This window comes from uncultured Eudoraea sp. (assembly GCF_947490415.1).
GTDB lineage: Bacteria > Bacteroidota > Bacteroidia > Flavobacteriales > Flavobacteriaceae > Eudoraea.
Genome location: NZ_CANLGX010000001.1, coordinates 421,003 through 437,307, shown reverse-complemented (window position 1 = coordinate 437,307; position 16,305 = coordinate 421,003). Strand labels below are relative to the sequence as shown.

Genomic DNA, 16,305 nt, shown 5'->3' with positions numbered 1-16,305 from the left:
AACCAGAATTGATATTTCTGCCCATCTCAGGGCAATGTGGTAAATACGCCAATCTCAGATAGGGACTATCCGGTCTAAAAACACTTTTAGCTACTAATCAATTCAAAAAATATCATGGAAATATTAGATAATTCATCCTTAAAGTTGCCAAAGGAAAACCTTGAAGCAGAAGATTTTTTGCCCCTATTGGGTACAGATCATGTCGAACTCTATGTGGGTAATGCGAAACAGGCAGCATATTATTATATGTCGGCCTGGGGCTTTCAACCTTTAGCATATGCTGGTTTGGAAACCGGACTTAAAGACAGAGTGTCTTATGTGATAGAACAGGACAAAATTAGACTTGTACTTACCTCTTCTCTTGTACCCGGAGGAGAAATAAACAGACATGTAGAATCCCATGGTGATGGTGTAAAAGCTATAGCTCTGTGGGTGGATGATGCTGCTAAAAGTTATGCAGAAACTACCAGTAGGGGTGCTGAGAGTTATTTAGAGCCTAAAGTACTTAAAGATGAAAACGGGTCGATAATTTTGTCGGGAATACACACATATGGAGAAACTGTTCACGTATTTGTGGAACGGGGTCAATATAGTGGGGTTTTTATGCCGGGATATATTAAATGGGACCCGCATTACAAGCCCGCGGATGTAGGACTTAAATATATAGATCACATGGTAGGTAATGTGGGCTGGAATGAAATGAACAAGTGGTGTGAGTTTTATGCGAAAGTAATGGGTTTTGCACAATTGGTTTCATTTGACGATAAGGATATCTCAACAGACTACACCGCCCTAATGAGTAAGGTGATGAGTAATGGTAATGGCAGGATAAAGTTTCCTATTAACGAACCAGCCGATGGAAAAAAGAAATCTCAAATAGAAGAATATATCCAATTTTACAATGGTGCAGGAGTTCAGCATATGGCAATGGCGACGGATAATATTATAAATACCGTCACAGCCCTCAGGGATAGAGGCGTTGAATTTTTGACAGTTCCCTCTAGTTATTATGAAGATGTACTGGACAGGGTAGGAGAAATAGATGAGGATCTAGTGCCTCTAAGTGAATTGGGCATTCTCATTGACCGGGACGATGAGGGATATTTGCTACAAATTTTCACGAAACCCGTTTTGGACCGACCCACAATGTTTATAGAAATTATTCAGAGAAAAGGGGCTAAGTCTTTTGGTAAAGGTAATTTTAAGGCACTTTTCGAGGCCATTGAAAGAGAACAAGCTTCCAGAGGCACACTTTGAGGCATTTTTCTTAAGATTTTGTCAAAATTTGACTTGCTTTTATAAAGTATTGTTAATAGCCTAGTTAAAGTAAGTTAAAAGATTTTCAAGGGAAATAGTTATTAAGTAAATTTGGAAGACATAAGGGGTGGTTCCCTTATAACTTTAAGTATTGGTTTTTCATAATTTAAAGTTTGGTTGGTTATTTAGGAAAAGCCCTGATTTCTTAATCGGGGCTTTTTTTTGAATTAAAATGAAAAACATGAACCTACTTATATGTGGGTTATGTGTCTAGCACCTAATTCAAATAGTTATAATTGACAGGCCTTTTCTAAGGCCTTTACATAAACCGGATAGACTGAATGATATGTAGAATACAATACTTTGGAATAAATTTTGTTTATGTAATTGTAAATTAAAATTTATATAAGCTCATTTTTTGATAATTTTGATTCGAAAATTGGATATGAAAAAGATCATTGTTCTATTTTTTGCTACTATAACCCTGTCACTAGCCGGGCAGTATGCTGTTGTTGAATCCTACAAAAAAAACGACGATAACGCAGTTAAGGAAGATTCTAAGTCTTCAGCTTTCAAACCGGGAGAATGGCTAAAATTCAGGGTGCACTATGGCTTTTTAAACGCAAGTTATGCCACACTACACGTGAAGAATAATATGATAGACAGTATTCCGGTATATCACGTAGTGGGCAGGGGGAAAACAACTGGTTTCGCAAGCATTTTTTTTAAAGTTGATGACACCTATGAAAGCTATTTTGACAAAAAGGACGGCAAACCTTACCGCTTTGTCAGGAAGTTATATGAAGGTGGCTACACAAAGGACGTGGAAATAAATTTTGATCACGAAAAAGAAGTAGCGGTTCTAAATGATAAAAAGAACGATAAAAAACTTAATTTTACCCTACAGGATAGTGTTCAGGATCTTATTTCGGCGTTTTATTATTTAAGAAATAACTATGAATTTGATGATTTGGTCCAGGGAGAGGCTTTGGAACTTAAAGTTCTTTATGACGATGACGGTATATATAGGTTTAAACTGAGATATTTGGGTAAGGAAATAATTAAAACAAAATTTGGTAAAGTAGAATGCCTTAAATTTCAGCCTTTGGTCCAATCTGGACGCGTTTTTAAAGAACAGGAAAGTTTAGCCTTATGGGTGTCAAATGATTCGAACAAAATACCAATTAGGATTAAAGCGAATCTCACGGTGGGTGCAATTTCGGCAGATTTGGATGGGTACAATGGTTTAAAGCACCAGTTCAAAATAATAATGGACTAAACAAATATGAAAAATAAGGAGCGCTTAGAATCCCAAATATTAAAACTAGAAGAAAAATATAAGGATTCGGGTCAGGATTTAAGCTCTTACCTAGATGGTCTTTTGTACCAACGTTACCTTACCTACTGGGATTATATTCATCTCGATACGCTTTTGAGTTTGCAGGTCCCCCGAACACATTTCCCCGATGAGGAAATATTTATCATGTATCATCAAATCACAGAACTGTATTTTAAGCTAATACTACACGAAGAAAAACAAATTGTAGATGATAAATCCCAAAATGTGGATTTCTTTATTGAAAAATTAAATCGCATTAATAATTATTACAAAGCATTAATTTCTTCCTTTAGTATTATGATTCATGGAATGGAACGTGAACAATTCCTTCAATATAGAATGGCATTGTTGCCGGCCAGTGGATTTCAATCTGCTCAATATAGGACAATAGAGATTTATGCAACGCCCCTGGAACACTTAGTGTTTCCTCCAAAAAGAAAAGAATTTTCTAAAAAAAATAGTATTGAAGAGCTATATGAACAAATCTATTGGAAAAAGGGAGCGACTGATAAAAGTACCGGTGAAAAGACCCTTACGCTTAAACAATTTGAATACAGGTATACCCCCAGATTTATACGAATTGCCAAACAGTTGAAAAACAATACGATATATCACAAATATTTAAATTTACCAGAAGAAGGCAGGCATAATAAAGTGCTAATTAAGGCGTTAAAAATAATGGACATAAATGCAAATATAAATTGGCCTTTGATGCATTTGGGATCAGCCCATAGATATCTAAACAAAGAGAACACTTCAATTGAGGCCACCGGGGGAACTAATTGGAAGGAATATTTGCCTCCAAGTTTTCAAAAGGTTGTATTTTTTCCAAATTTGTATTCAAAACAAGAGTTAAATAATTGGGGAAAACAATGGGTGGACCATATCTTTAACCCTGAAAAAATTGAAAACTGACCATGTATAAATATTGGGGCACATTTTTATTACTTAGTATATTTAATTCCTGCAAGCAAGTTCAAACCGACAAAGAAGTTAGTGCGGTTGAAGAAATCGTAATCTCAAATGAATTATCCACTGCTAAACAATTCGGATTTAATCTTGAAGACTATTTAGTAGTACGTGATACTGTAAAACGCGGGGATAGTTTTGGGGAATTAATGATTAAAAATAAAGTGGATTATCCTAAAATTGCTAAAGTATCTGAGGATTATAGGGATACTTTTGATGTTCGCAAAATTAGAGTAGGCAAACCTTATCTCATTCTCAAATCAAAAGATACCACAGAAGGGGCTCAGGTTTTTATTTACCAGAACGACCTTATAAACTACACTGTGGTTGATTTTCGCGACTCCGTTCTGGCCTATAAAGATCGTAAGCAGGTAAAATATGTACAAAAAGAAGCGGCGGGAATAATTGAGACTTCACTTTCTGAGGCAATATTGGATCAGGGAATAGATTATAATGTTACCAATGACCTTTCCGAAATTTATGCCTGGACCATAGATTTCTTTCGATTGCAAAAGGGAGATAAATTTAAGGTTATCTATAAGGAAAAGTATATCAACGATACTATTTATGCAGGGGCAGAACCCATTGAATCTGCCTACTTTGAGCATAATGGTACACCTCTATATGCTTTCGCCTATGAATCTGATTCCCTTAAAAATATAGTTGACTACTTTGACGACGAGGCAAATAATCTTAGAAGAACTTTTTTGAGGGCACCTGTAAAATTTAGTAGAATTTCATCTCGCTATAATCTAAAGAGAAAAATTCGATACTATGGATATAAAGTTAGACCACACCGGGGTACTGATTATGCTGCACCGGTTGGAACCCCTATAATGGCAACGGCCGATGGCACCGTTACTGAATCCACAAGAAAAGGGGGAAATGGAAAATATGTAAAAATCAGGCATAATGGCACATATAGTACTCAATATCTCCATATGAGAAAGCAAAAAGTTAAGAGAGGAGAATTTGTCAGACAGGGAGATGTTATTGGATGGGTTGGCATGACGGGAAATACCGGAGGCCCGCACGTGTGTTATCGCTTTTGGAAAAATGGCCGTCAGGTGGATCCTTTCAGGGAAAAACTTCCTGCCGCAGAACCTCTTCCTGAAGAGGTAAGACCAGATTATTTCAAATTTATTAGTCCACAAAAAGCGCAATTAGACTGTATAGAATTTCCGGAAAAACCTGATGAAGAATTGCTAACACTTAACTAACTCAATGCCATTACTGAACACTAACCCAACAACCACTGCAGCCTGGAAACTGCTTGGAGAGAATTTTAAAGAAACAAAAAGCTTACAACTCAAGGACCTCTTTGCAGACGACAAGGAACGCGCCACAAAATTCACATTAAGATTTCAGGAGTTTATCGTTGATTATTCCAAGAACAGAATAACAGATGAAACCTTATCACTTTTATTGCAACTTGCAGAAGAAGTAAATTTAAAGGATGCCATTGAAAAAGTATTCAATGGCGACCCTATTAACCAGACCGAAGGCAGAGCCGTTCTTCATACAGCCCTTAGAGCAAAAAAAACTGAAACGGTAATGGTCTCAGGGGTTAATATTATCCCTGAAGTTTATCGAATAAAAGAACAGCTTCGTCAATTCTCTGAAGATGTAATCAATGGACAAAGGAAAGGGTATACGGGTAAAGCGTTTACAGATATTGTAAATATAGGCATTGGAGGATCTGATTTGGGACCCTTAATGGTCACAGAGGCTTTAAAATATTACAAAAATCACTTACGTACTCATTTTGTTAGTAATGTAGATGGAGATCATGTCTATGAGATCTTAAAGGAGCTGAATCCGGAGACTACACTGTTCATTATTGTTTCTAAAACTTTTACTACTCAGGAAACACTTAGTAACGCCAATACAATTAGAGAATGGTTTTTAAAATCTGCTACAGAAAGGGATGTGGCAAAACATTTTGCTGCCGTTTCTACAAATACTAAAAAGATTAGTGAATTTGGAATAGGTGATGAAAATGTATTTCCCATGTGGGATTGGGTGGGAGGAAGATTTTCTCTTTGGAGTGCCGTAGGTTTATCTATTTCACTAGCTATAGGATATGAGAATTTTGAAGCTCTTTTAGCCGGAGCAAATGAAATGGATACCCATTTTAAGACTGCCAATTTTGATGAAAACATTCCTGTTATACTCGCCCTCTTAAGCATTTGGTACAATAATTTCTACGGGGCAGAAACAGAGGCCATTATTCCTTATACACAATACCTAAATAGATTTTCTGCCTATTTACAGCAAGGTATGATGGAGAGCAATGGGAAGAGTGTGGACCGTGATGGGAATTTTACGAACTATCAGACAGGAACTATTATTTGGGGTGAACCGGGAACAAATGCGCAGCATGCTTTCTTTCAATTAATACATCAGGGCACAAAATTAATTCCGGCAGATTTCATTGGTTTTAAGGATTCATTGCATGGAGATTCTGATCATCACAATAAATTGATGGCCAATTTTTTTGCGCAGACCGAGGCGTTAATGAATGGCAAAACCGCTGATGAGGTTCGGCAGGAATTAGAAGCTGCAAAAATGCCCGAAAATGAGATCAAAGCACTGCTTCCATTCAAAACTTTTGAAGGAAATAAACCTACAAACACTTTATTGATAGATAAACTTACCCCCAAAACATTAGGAATGTTAATTGCCATGTATGAGCACAAAATATTCGTTCAGGGGATTGTTTGGAACATATATAGTTTTGATCAATGGGGTGTGGAATTAGGAAAGCAACTAGCTTCCAGAATATTGAAAGACATAAATAATTCAGATATTGCCAAACATGATAGTTCTACATTAAATCTTTTGCATTTTTTTAAGAATTAAATAGGCTACTTCATAATTCGAAAATTCTCTTTAAAATAACGCTGATTTTTAAAGATTTGTTGCCAAACTAGTGTTAGGTTTGTTATTGGTTTTTTAACATTGCCTTAATGCATATGTGCCTTAGATACAGCACATTTGCAGGATTAAACAAAAATAAATTAACACTTAGTAAAATGAAAAAAATCTACTTTGGCTTAATTGCTTTTTTAGTGTCAGTAATGGCATTTTCACAAGGAGTTACAACCTCTTCTATTGGAGGAAAAGTAACAGACAATACTGGCGAACCATTACCGGGGGCTACAGTAGTTGCAGTTCATGTTCCTTCAGGATCAAAATATGGAGCTGCAACAGATTTTGATGGCTTTTACAGGATTTCCAACATGAGATCTGGAGGCCCTTATAGAATTACTATTTCCTATGTTGGTTTTAACGATTATGTTCAGGAAAATGTAAGCCTGACTTTAGGACAGTCAAGTAGAATAAGCACCGAATTATCGGAGTCGGCTACAGCGCTAGATGAAGTGGTTGTAACCGGGGTAAGTGATGGGGTTTTCAGTTCAAGTAAAACAGGTACGGAAACCAATGTGTCTCAAAGGGATATTCAGACCTTACCTTCTGCCTCCCGGTCCCTTGCAGATTTTGTAAGGATTACACCTCAGGCACAGCTTACTGAGGGCAATGATGGTTTTTCTATTTCGCTTGCCGGTCAAAACAACAGGTACAATGCCATTTATATTGATGGAGCTGTAAACAATGACGTATTTGGATTGGCGGGATCAGGTACAAATGGGGGACAAACAGGTGTAAATCCGTTCTCCGTGGATGCTATTGAGACCTTCCAGGTGAATATTGCACCTTTTGATGTAAGGCAATCAGGTTTCTCCGGAGGATCTATTAACGCTATTACCAGATCTGGTTCCAATGAATTTAGTGGTTCTGCATACGGTTTTATCAGAAATCAGGATCTTGTTGGAAATACACCTCCTGATTTGGTAGGTGATGATGAGCAAAGAGAAAAAGTATCAGATTTTAGTGCTTATACATACGGCTTAAGGTTGGGAGGACCAATTGTAAAGGATAAACTGTTCTTTTTTGTAAACTACGAAAGACAAGATGAAGAAACACCCCAGCCTTTTAATTTCAGCAATTATACAGGTAACTCATCACTTGCAGATATTGACGGACTTTCGAATTTCTTGCAATCTACTTATGGCTATGACCCGGGTATCTTCGATAACAACACAAGGACACTTACAAGTAATAAACTTGTGGCGAAAATAGATTGGAACATAAATCAGGATCACAAGATTTCCTTGAGGCATAGTTATGTCAAAGCTGAGAATCTAGAAGCTCGTAGCTCTGGGAATAGAAATATTGGTTTTATCAATGGTTCAGAAGAATTTATCACATCCACAAATTCAACTGCCTTGGAATGGAGTTCAAGGTATGGGGATAAATTTGCCAATAACTTTGTTTTAGGCTATACCCGGGTAAGGGATGACAGGGATCCGGCCGGAGTTCCATTCCCAACTGTAGATATACAGGATGGCGGAGGCACAATTTCTTTTGGGGCTGAACCTTTTTCAACAGCCAACTTACTGGATCAGGATGTTTTTACAATTACCAATAATTTTGATGTTTATGCTGGCAGGCATACATTTACTTTTGGTACTAACCTCGAATTTGCAAAAGTTAAAAACTTATTTTTTGCGTTTAACTATGGGGATTACACTTTTGAAGACCAATTTGATGATGCTGGGACGCTACTTTCCAGTGGTTTGAATCAGTTTTTAACTATCCAAAATAGTGATGTGTACCAGCATGGATATTCTTTGGTAGGCGATGGTACGGTTGGGGATCAATCAGCCGGCGCATCAGAATTCGATACCTTCCAACTTGGTCTTTACGTTCAGGATGAGATACAGGTATCAGACAATTTAAAGGCAACCTTAGGTTTTCGGGTAGACATACCTTATTGGTCAGACGGTCCTGTTAATGAAGATTTTAATACAAGAACTGTTGGATTGCTTGAAGCTGCCGGTAAAAATTTACAAGGCGCCAGAGTTGGACAGGGTATAAGCCCAACAGCTATGATTGCGCCCCGCGTTGGATTTAACTGGGACGTTGATGGTAACAATACCACACAAATAAGAGGTGGTTTAGGTGTGTTTACATCCAGACTTCCGCTGGTATGGCCAGGAGGCACCTATAACAATAATGGCGTTACAGGAGGCTTTATGTTTGAATTTGATCAGCCTTTTGAACCGGACGTAAACAATCAGTTTAAAGATCCTCTTCCAGGCACAGGTGGTGTTGGGGGTAATATAGATTTAATTTCCAAAGACTTTAAACTGCCTCAGGTTGTTAAGTACAATATTGCAATAGATCAGAAATTGCCTCTTTGGGGATTGATAGCTTCCGCAGATTTTCTTTATACAGATGTTATTACAGATATCTATTATGAGAATTTAAATCTTAAAGGTCCTGTTGGATTCTATTCCGGGGCAGATAACCGACCCTTTTATGATAGAAGGGATTTAATTGATGACACTTATGGGGGTGTTTATTTGGCCTCCAATACCGGTGGAGGTGATGCTACCAACTTTACTTTCTCGTTGAGAAAACCGTTTGAGAATGGTTTTGCCGGACAGGTATCCTATTCATGGGGTGATTCTTTCAAGGTTTTTGATGGCACTTCTTCACAGAATAGCTCTCAATGGAGAAACATACAATCTGTTAATGGTAAAAATTCCAATTTACCGGTTAGTCGTTCAGATTTTGCACTGGGAAACAGAGTAACTGCGAATGTTAGTTATGAAGTTAGATGGAATGAAAATGTCAAAACAACTTTTGGTGTTTTTTATGATGGGTCACAATCCCAACCTTATAGTTTTACCTATAGGGAAGGGCGCGACTTGTTAAATGATGATTCTCGAGACAATGCATTAATGTATATTCCGGCATCTCAAGATGAAATAGTTTTTTCAGGTGATCCTGCTGAACAGGCGGCTAAATGGCAACAATTGGATACTTTTATCAACAGCGTTGATTATTTAAGAGAAAACAGAGGAAGCTATGCTGAGAGAAATGGCTCTCGGGGCCCATGGAGTAATATTATTGATTTGAAATTTCTTCAGGATTTTTCCTTTGATGTAGGTGGTAAAAAGAATACCATTCAAATTTCTGCAGATATTTTTAATTTCACTAATCTTGTGAATAAAGATTGGGGACAGAAAAAATTTGTCAGACAGAATGTAAGCCCGCTTACTACTGTTTCAACCGGTGATATACCAACATTCGATATTAATTCCGGTGTTATTAATGATGATGGATCACCGAATATTGTTGAATTGGACGATTCAGGATTGCAGTCTTCCAGATGGCAAATGCAACTGGGATTACGTTATATATTTAATTAAGTTTATCCAAAATTGAATAGAAAAGCCCCAACATTTTTGTTGGGGCTTTTTAATTGCTAAAATTCCGTATTTTTAGAAAAAATAAATCAGTATGGAAATTTTACAAACGGCTCATTCTTACCTGGCTTATGTGGTTCTTGCAATTCTCTTTATTGCAGTAGCTAATGCAATTACGGGTTTAATGGGCAACAGAATGTTTACATTGGAAAAGGATTTTAGGATAAGTCTTTTTGCCCTTATACTTTCGCATATACAATTAATTTTGGGTCTTATCCTGTTTTTTGTTTCATCCAATGGGCTTGCTGCAATTAAAGAACTTGGGATGGGCGGTTTAAATTCGGCCGCAAGACTTTTAGCGGTAGAACACCCTTTTATCAATATAATAGCGATAGTTTTAATCACTATTGGCTGGTCTCGCCATAAAAAGTTTATGGAGGCTAAAAAGAAATTTAAAACAATAGCCATTTTTTATGGTCTTGGTCTTGTACTTATCTTGAGTAGAATACCGTGGGGGCAGTGGTTTAATTAAACTATATAAATTATGAAACTAATCAATACGCTGGTAATCCTGTTTTGTAGCATAGTAGCTCTGGCGCAGGAACAATCTTTATTTAACGGGAAAGATCTTTCCGGGTGGACTATTTACGGCACAGAAAAATGGTATGTGGAAGATGGTTTATTGGTTTCTGAAAGTGGCCCTGACGCTCAATACGGTTATTTGGCAACAGATAAACATTACAAGGACTTTGTACTTACACTGGAATTTTTTCAGGAAGCGGATGGTAACAGCGGAGTGTTTATAAGGTCTACGGTCGATGGAACCAAAGTTAGTGGTTGGCAGGTAGAAGTTGCCCCAAAAGGACATCATACCGGAGGGGTTTATGAATCCTATGGCAGGGGCTGGTTGATAAAACCTGAAGCCGAAAAAGAGGAGGTACTTAAAGAAGGCACCTGGAATACGATGAAAATCAGGGTTATGGGAGATGAGCTTGTTTCCTGGCTCAATGGAGTGGAAATGGTTTCCATTAAAGATGATAAAATTGGTGCGGGAGAAGGCTCTATAGCACTACAAATTCATGATGGCGGGGGAATAAAGGTGAAATGGAGAAATATTAAAATTACCACTCCGGAGTAAATCCTATTCGGCTTTTTTTATTAGAAAAGCATAAACCGGGAAATGGTCGCTATATCCACCGGTGTATCTTCCTGCTACATGGGTGCGAAACGGATAACCTTTGTACTTCCCTGTTTTATTCCTTAAGAATGATGGGTGATAGATACCAGCTTTCCAAAATGTATATGAATTCCTATTTTCATTTATAAGATTTCTTGAGAGTAGAATTTGGTCGAACAAACTCCACTGATCTCTATAGGCGAGAGACCCGTCACCTTTATTATATAGGGCTTCCATTGGATTAAAGAAAGCAGGACTTTTTTCATTCTCCTTATCAGACAATATCAGCGTATTTTTTATACTGCTATCAGTAGGATTATCATTAAAATCCCCCATACTAATTATTTTGGCATCAATGTTAAGTCTCCTCAGAGAATCTATTATTCTTCTGTTGAGCCTAGCAGCCGCTTTTCTGTAAGGCCTGCTTCTTGCTGTTCCTCCACTACGGGAAGGCCAATGATTAACTATAATATATAGTTCTTCGCCCTCTAATAATCCACCTACTAACAGCTGATCTCTGGTGTAGTCTCGCACATCAGAATCATTAAATATCAAAAGTCTGTGACTCTTAAATGACATTGGAATAAATCGGCTGCCTTTATATATTAGTGCCACATCAATACCTCTCTCATCCGGGGAATCATAATGAATAATATTGTAATCGTAAGGCCTAAGAAAGGGATGCTTTACCAGGTCCTCTATTACTTTCAAATTCTCAACCTCACAAAGACCTATTATATCGGGGCAAGTCAGTGTAGTTGATTTTCCAATCTTTGAAAGTACATCAGCTATATGAGTTATTTTTAGTCTATAACGAGCTAAGGTCCATTTGTAATTTCCTTCCGGGGTCATTTCATCATCAAAATATAGTGAATCGTTAACCGTATCAAAAAGATTTTCAACATTATAGAAAGCGATAGTGCGAATACTATACCGGTCCTCTTTTTGGGATTGAGCAATATTTGATAAAAGAATAAAAATCAAAAATAGGTGCTTTGAAACCATGGGGTTTTATTGTCTCTAACAATTACAAGGTTTTATTTATGGCAAGTTATACCTGAGTGCCGCATGCAAAATGCAGCGAGTAAGAATACTTTGTGTCTGAACCTTATGGCAATTTGTATGCGATTTATCCGCTGTATTTTTATAGTCTTTTTATTTTTTCAAATACTTAATGGCCAACAAATAAGTATAAACGGGAGTATATGGGATGCACAAAGTGGTCGGGCAATTTCTTATGCAGGTATAGAAATTGAGGGTACTTCATTAAAAGTATATACTGATAAGGAAGGGAGGTTTGAAATAATCACAACTTTAAACGGGGTATTCATTTTAGCCATAAAGGCCAGGGAATATATTGTAAAAAGGCTTCCTGTAGACATCTCTCTAAACGAATTAAAGTTGGGGCGAATATTATTGGAAAAAGATGTTTCTATTGATCAAAATGATATTTTAATAACACTGACTGATAACCAAATTATTGATGGGGAATTAGAGGGAGGAAGTTTGGGGATGTTAACAGCTACGCAGGATGTCTTTTTAAACCGCGCTGCTTTTGATTTTGGGCAGGCATTTTTTAAAGTTAGAGGCTACGACTCCCGAAATGGTAGTATATTAATAAATGGAGTCCTGATGAATAAACTACGTGATGGGAGGCCACAATGGAACAATTGGGGTGGTCTAAATGATGTATTAAGGAACCAGGATTTTTATTTAGGATTAAAGGCATCTCCATATCGGTTTGGAGGCCTTCTGGGTGTTACTAATATAGACACAAGACCATCAGGACTTCGCCCCGGATTTAGATTGTCTGGTTCCCTTTCTAACCGGACTTATTTCGGGCGTATTATGGCAAGTTATACCTCCCGAAAGACTAAGGGTAATTTTATCTATTCTCTTGCAGCCTCTAGAAGATGGGCAAAGGAAGGTTTTATAAACGGAACACTGTATGATGCCTTTTCCGTATACGGCGCAATGGAGTATCAATTCAATACTAATAATGGTTTACTTTTTACGGGAATTCTTTCTTCCAATCGCCGTGGCAGTTCCGCAGCTATAACCGAAGAGGTATATCACTTAGCCGGAAATAAGTACAATCCCTATTGGGGCTTTCAGAACGGATACTATCGCAATTCAAGGGAACGCAAAATTATGGAGCCTATAGTTATGCTTAACTATTACGGTAAATTTCGAAAACTTCGTGTCAATGCTGGAATATCTTACCAATCTGGGAGCTTTTCAAAAAGTAGGATAGGTTATTTTAATGCTCCTAATCCCGACCCCACATATTTTAGATATTTACCTAGTTTTTACATAAATAGCCCAATTGGCGCAAATTTTTTAAATGCTAATCTGGCTAAAAAAGCTTTTTTGTTAAAACCTCAATTACAATGGGAAAATCTTTATAAAGCAAATTCTACAAACTTAGCGAATGGACTGGCCGCCTATATTTTATACAACGATACTAGCTCAGACAAACAATTGACTCTAAATACTACCTTTAATATTAAGCCTAATGACGTGATTTCTATAGACATGAATTTGTCTTTTAGGAACACTATTTCCAATAATTTTGCTAAAATCAGTGATCTGTTAGGTGCAGATTATCATGCAGATAGAGATCCTTTTTCAGAAACCCGAAATGATGTAAATGGGCAATTAAAAAAGGGTAAGGGAGATACCTTTAATTATGATTATACTCTCAATTATCAAGTATTTGAAGCTTTTGCCCAGATGAGTATGTTTAAAAGTAAATGGAACTTTTTTATAGCGGCTAACTATAACAATTCAAGGAACCAGAGAAATGGGTATTTTTTAAATGAACGCTTCCCCGAAAATTCAATGGGAAAAAGTAAGCCCGTTCAATTCAGGAATTATGGGATTAAAGGCGGATTTACTTATAAATTTAATGGGAGACAATGGATTATTACAAATGGAATACTCTTAAATAGAGCCCCTTTACTGGTAAATACCTTTATAAACCCAAGGGAGAACAATGCAATCGTCCCCAATTTAAATAGCGAAAAAATCACGAGTTTTGATATAAATTACATTACCAGGTTTCCAAACCTTATTGGAAGATTAACCTGCTTTTATACCCGTTTTCAAAAGCTTACTGATATTAATTTTTTCTTTGTAGATGCAGGAGTAGGTTCAGATTTTGTACAAGAAGTAATTACTGATCTTGATAAACTCAATATGGGAATAGAGTTGGGTTTGTCTTACCAGCTTTCTTCATCTGTAAATTTATCTGCGGCCTTTGCCCTGGGGAAGCATGTTTATGCCAGTGATCCCAATCTGGCAATAAATTTTGATACTGCAGGGGATGAAGAAAATTTGATCAACATTGAAGGAACAAAGGACTTAGGAATAGCAAAAATTAAAAACTATAAACTACCAACCGGACCCCAAATGGCACTTTCTTTGGGAGTGGAATACAGAGATCCCAAGTTCTGGTGGATTAGCACCAAAATCAATTATCTGTCTGATAATTACACAAGTATATCAGCTATAAGAAGAACCCGAAGTTTTTATTTGAATCCCGAGACAGGTCAACCATTTGATATTGCCACACCGGATAATGTTGATAGAATCTTAAAGCAAAAACCTTTGGGTGATATTTATCTCTTAAATCTTCTAGGAGGTAAATCCTGGTTGCTAAATGGAAAATACCTAAGTGTATTTGTGAGTGTAAACAATCTATTTAATACAGTTTTTAGAACCGGAGGTTATGAGCAAAATAGAAATGGTAATTACGGACAATTAGTTCAGGACAATCTCAGTGGTTCACCATCATTTGGCCCTAAATATTGGTTTGGTTATGGACGGACTTATTTTTTGAACCTTGCCATAAGCTTTTAAGATAAAATAGAGTCAACTAAATAGATATGAATAATTATTAAAGTGAAAATCACAAAGAAATTGAAACCAGCTTTTTTGCTAAAATATTATTGTTTGCTTCTAATTTTCAGCTGTGCAAAGGATCCTGATTTTAAGAGCCCGGAAACTACCTGTAATAATCAATTAATGGCTAATGTTACTTTTGATGAGGTCAAAAATTTATTTCAAGGAGAAGTAATTCAAATACAACAGGATTTAGTAATTGAGGGTTATGTTATCTCATCAGATCAGGCGGGAAATTTTTTTAGCACACTTCATATACAAGATGATTCAATAAACGCAACAGCAGGTTTTCAAATAGATATAGAACTCAGGGATTCTTACTTATTTTATGAGTTGGGAAGGAAAATTTATATTAAGCTGAAGGGGCTATATTTAGGGAAGAGTAAAGGTGTTTACAAGCTGGGAGGCGTGTTCACGTCTTTTGGAAATTTAAGTATAGGAAGGCTGCCAGCTACAGCGGTATGGGATCATCTGTTTCTTTCATGTGATCCTACTAGTAATTTGGTTCCTAAAATTATCTCCATATCAGAACTAAGCGAAGACTTAATAAGCACTTTAATACAACTTGAAAGTTTGGAGGTAATAGCGGAGGAACAAAACCTAACCTTTGCTCTTCCGGAGGAGGAAACCATAAGGAATCTTACGGATTGCAATGGTGGTATGATTGAATTATTAAATAGTGGATATTCAGATTTTCAGGATACAATATTACCTTCGGGTAATGGATCCGTAACTGCGGTTCTTTACAGAGAAAATAATGATTATCAGTTAATCATTCGCAAATTAAATGATATGGATATGCAAAATGAGCGTTGTGCAGATTCAGAAGTTCTTTTGACATCTGACCAAATATTTATATCTGAGATAGCTGATCCCAATAATAATGCTGAAGCCCGATTTATTGAACTTTATAACGCGGGTAACAATCAAATTCAATTAGATGGTTGGTTTTTATTAAGATACACGAATGATAATGTTACTTCAGGATCTGAAATTAATCTTTCAGGGATAATAATAGATTCAAATAGCACCTTGGTTTTCTCACCAAACGCCATGGAATTTGAAACTATATACGGCTTTCCTCCTGATTTTGAATCAGGAACCAATAGCCCGGCAGATTCTAATGGCGATGACAATTTAGTACTGATAGACCCTTTTGGAACTGTAATTGATATCTTTGGAGTTATAGGAGAAGATGGTTCCGGCACAAATCATGAATTTGAGGATGGAAAAGCCGAAAGGAATATAAATATTGTGACCGGGAACTCTGTCTTTACATTTAGTGAATGGACCATTTATAATGATACAGGAGGTTCCGAAACTTTAAATTTACCACGGAATGCACCTGAAGATTATTCGCCGGGAATACGATAATTTATTAA

The 16,305-nt window shown here is 36.8% G+C and carries 11 protein-coding genes; 10 read left to right on the top strand and 1 reads right to left on the bottom strand.

The features are described 5' to 3' along the window. Positions 1-114 precede the first annotated feature (114 nt). The 8 genes from hppD (at position 115) to Q0874_RS01855 (ending at position 10,981) form a co-directional block, all read left to right on the top strand. A complete protein-coding gene (hppD, locus tag Q0874_RS01890) occupies positions 115-1,257 on the top strand; it encodes a 4-hydroxyphenylpyruvate dioxygenase (protein ID WP_299158672.1) in 1,143 nt (380 codons plus the stop codon). Between the two features lie 445 nt (positions 1,258-1,702). After that, the gene (locus tag Q0874_RS01885) at positions 1,703-2,536 is read left to right on the top strand and encodes a DUF3108 domain-containing protein (protein WP_299158669.1); all 834 of its coding nucleotides are present in this window, start codon (positions 1,703-1,705) and stop codon (positions 2,534-2,536) included. Positions 2,537-2,542: 6 nt separating this feature from the next. Continuing rightward, positions 2,543-3,511: a tryptophan 2,3-dioxygenase family protein gene (locus Q0874_RS01880; protein WP_299158666.1), complete on the top strand. Its 969-nt coding sequence runs from the start codon at positions 2,543-2,545 to the stop codon at positions 3,509-3,511. Between the two features lie 2 nt (positions 3,512-3,513). Further along, positions 3,514-4,785: a peptidoglycan DD-metalloendopeptidase family protein gene (locus Q0874_RS01875; RefSeq protein ID WP_299158663.1), complete on the top strand. Its 1,272-nt coding sequence runs from the start codon at positions 3,514-3,516 to the stop codon at positions 4,783-4,785. Positions 4,786-4,789: 4 nt separating this feature from the next. Beyond that, a complete protein-coding gene (gene pgi, locus Q0874_RS01870) occupies positions 4,790-6,427 on the top strand; it encodes a glucose-6-phosphate isomerase (RefSeq protein ID WP_299158660.1) in 1,638 nt (545 codons plus the stop codon). A 173-nt stretch (positions 6,428-6,600) separates the two neighbouring features. Continuing rightward, on the top strand, positions 6,601-9,846 hold the full coding sequence (locus Q0874_RS01865; RefSeq protein ID WP_299158658.1) for a TonB-dependent receptor: 3,246 nt from the start codon (positions 6,601-6,603) through the stop codon (positions 9,844-9,846). A gap of 91 nt (positions 9,847-9,937) precedes the next feature. Continuing rightward, on the top strand, positions 9,938-10,375 hold the full coding sequence (locus tag Q0874_RS01860; RefSeq protein ID WP_299158656.1) for a hypothetical protein: 438 nt from the start codon (positions 9,938-9,940) through the stop codon (positions 10,373-10,375). A gap of 12 nt (positions 10,376-10,387) precedes the next feature. After that, entirely contained in the window at positions 10,388-10,981 is a 594-nt protein-coding gene (locus Q0874_RS01855) for a DUF1080 domain-containing protein (RefSeq protein ID WP_299158653.1), read from the top strand. A 3-nt stretch (positions 10,982-10,984) separates the two neighbouring features. On the opposite strand, the gene Q0874_RS01850 is transcribed toward Q0874_RS01855, so the two are convergent. Then, positions 10,985-12,025, bottom strand: a complete 1,041-nt coding sequence (locus Q0874_RS01850; RefSeq protein ID WP_299158650.1) for an endonuclease/exonuclease/phosphatase family protein — start codon at positions 12,023-12,025, stop codon at positions 10,985-10,987. 63 nt (positions 12,026-12,088) lie between these two features. On the opposite strand from Q0874_RS01850, the gene Q0874_RS01845 reads away from it, so the two are divergent. Both Q0874_RS01845 and Q0874_RS01840 read left to right on the top strand, forming a co-directional pair. Then, a complete protein-coding gene (locus tag Q0874_RS01845) occupies positions 12,089-14,881 on the top strand; it encodes a TonB-dependent receptor (RefSeq protein ID WP_299158647.1) in 2,793 nt (930 codons plus the stop codon). 93 nt (positions 14,882-14,974) lie between these two features. Beyond that, entirely contained in the window at positions 14,975-16,297 is a 1,323-nt protein-coding gene (locus tag Q0874_RS01840; RefSeq protein ID WP_299158644.1) for a DUF5689 domain-containing protein, read from the top strand. Positions 16,298-16,305 lie beyond the last annotated feature (8 nt).

Excerpts from the sequence above, each read along its gene's own strand:
- Q0874_RS01880 (WP_299158666.1), top strand. The coding sequence starts at position 2,543 with ATGAAAAATAAGGAGCGCTTAGAATCCCAAATATTAAAACTAGAAGAA.
- hppD (WP_299158672.1), top strand. The coding sequence starts at position 115 with ATGGAAATATTAGATAATTCATCCTTAAAGTTGCCAAAGGAAAACCTT.
- Q0874_RS01865 (WP_299158658.1), top strand. The coding sequence starts at position 6,601 with ATGAAAAAAATCTACTTTGGCTTAATTGCTTTTTTAGTGTCAGTAATG.
- Q0874_RS01845 (WP_299158647.1), top strand. The coding sequence starts at position 12,089 with ATGCAAAATGCAGCGAGTAAGAATACTTTGTGTCTGAACCTTATGGCA.
- Q0874_RS01850 (WP_299158650.1), bottom strand. The coding sequence starts at position 12,025 with ATGGTTTCAAAGCACCTATTTTTGATTTTTATTCTTTTATCAAATATT.
- Q0874_RS01875 (WP_299158663.1), top strand. The coding sequence starts at position 3,514 with ATGTATAAATATTGGGGCACATTTTTATTACTTAGTATATTTAATTCC.
- pgi (WP_299158660.1), top strand. The coding sequence starts at position 4,790 with ATGCCATTACTGAACACTAACCCAACAACCACTGCAGCCTGGAAACTG.
- Q0874_RS01855 (WP_299158653.1), top strand. The coding sequence starts at position 10,388 with ATGAAACTAATCAATACGCTGGTAATCCTGTTTTGTAGCATAGTAGCT.
- Q0874_RS01860 (WP_299158656.1), top strand. The coding sequence starts at position 9,938 with ATGGAAATTTTACAAACGGCTCATTCTTACCTGGCTTATGTGGTTCTT.
- Q0874_RS01885 (WP_299158669.1), top strand. The coding sequence starts at position 1,703 with ATGAAAAAGATCATTGTTCTATTTTTTGCTACTATAACCCTGTCACTA.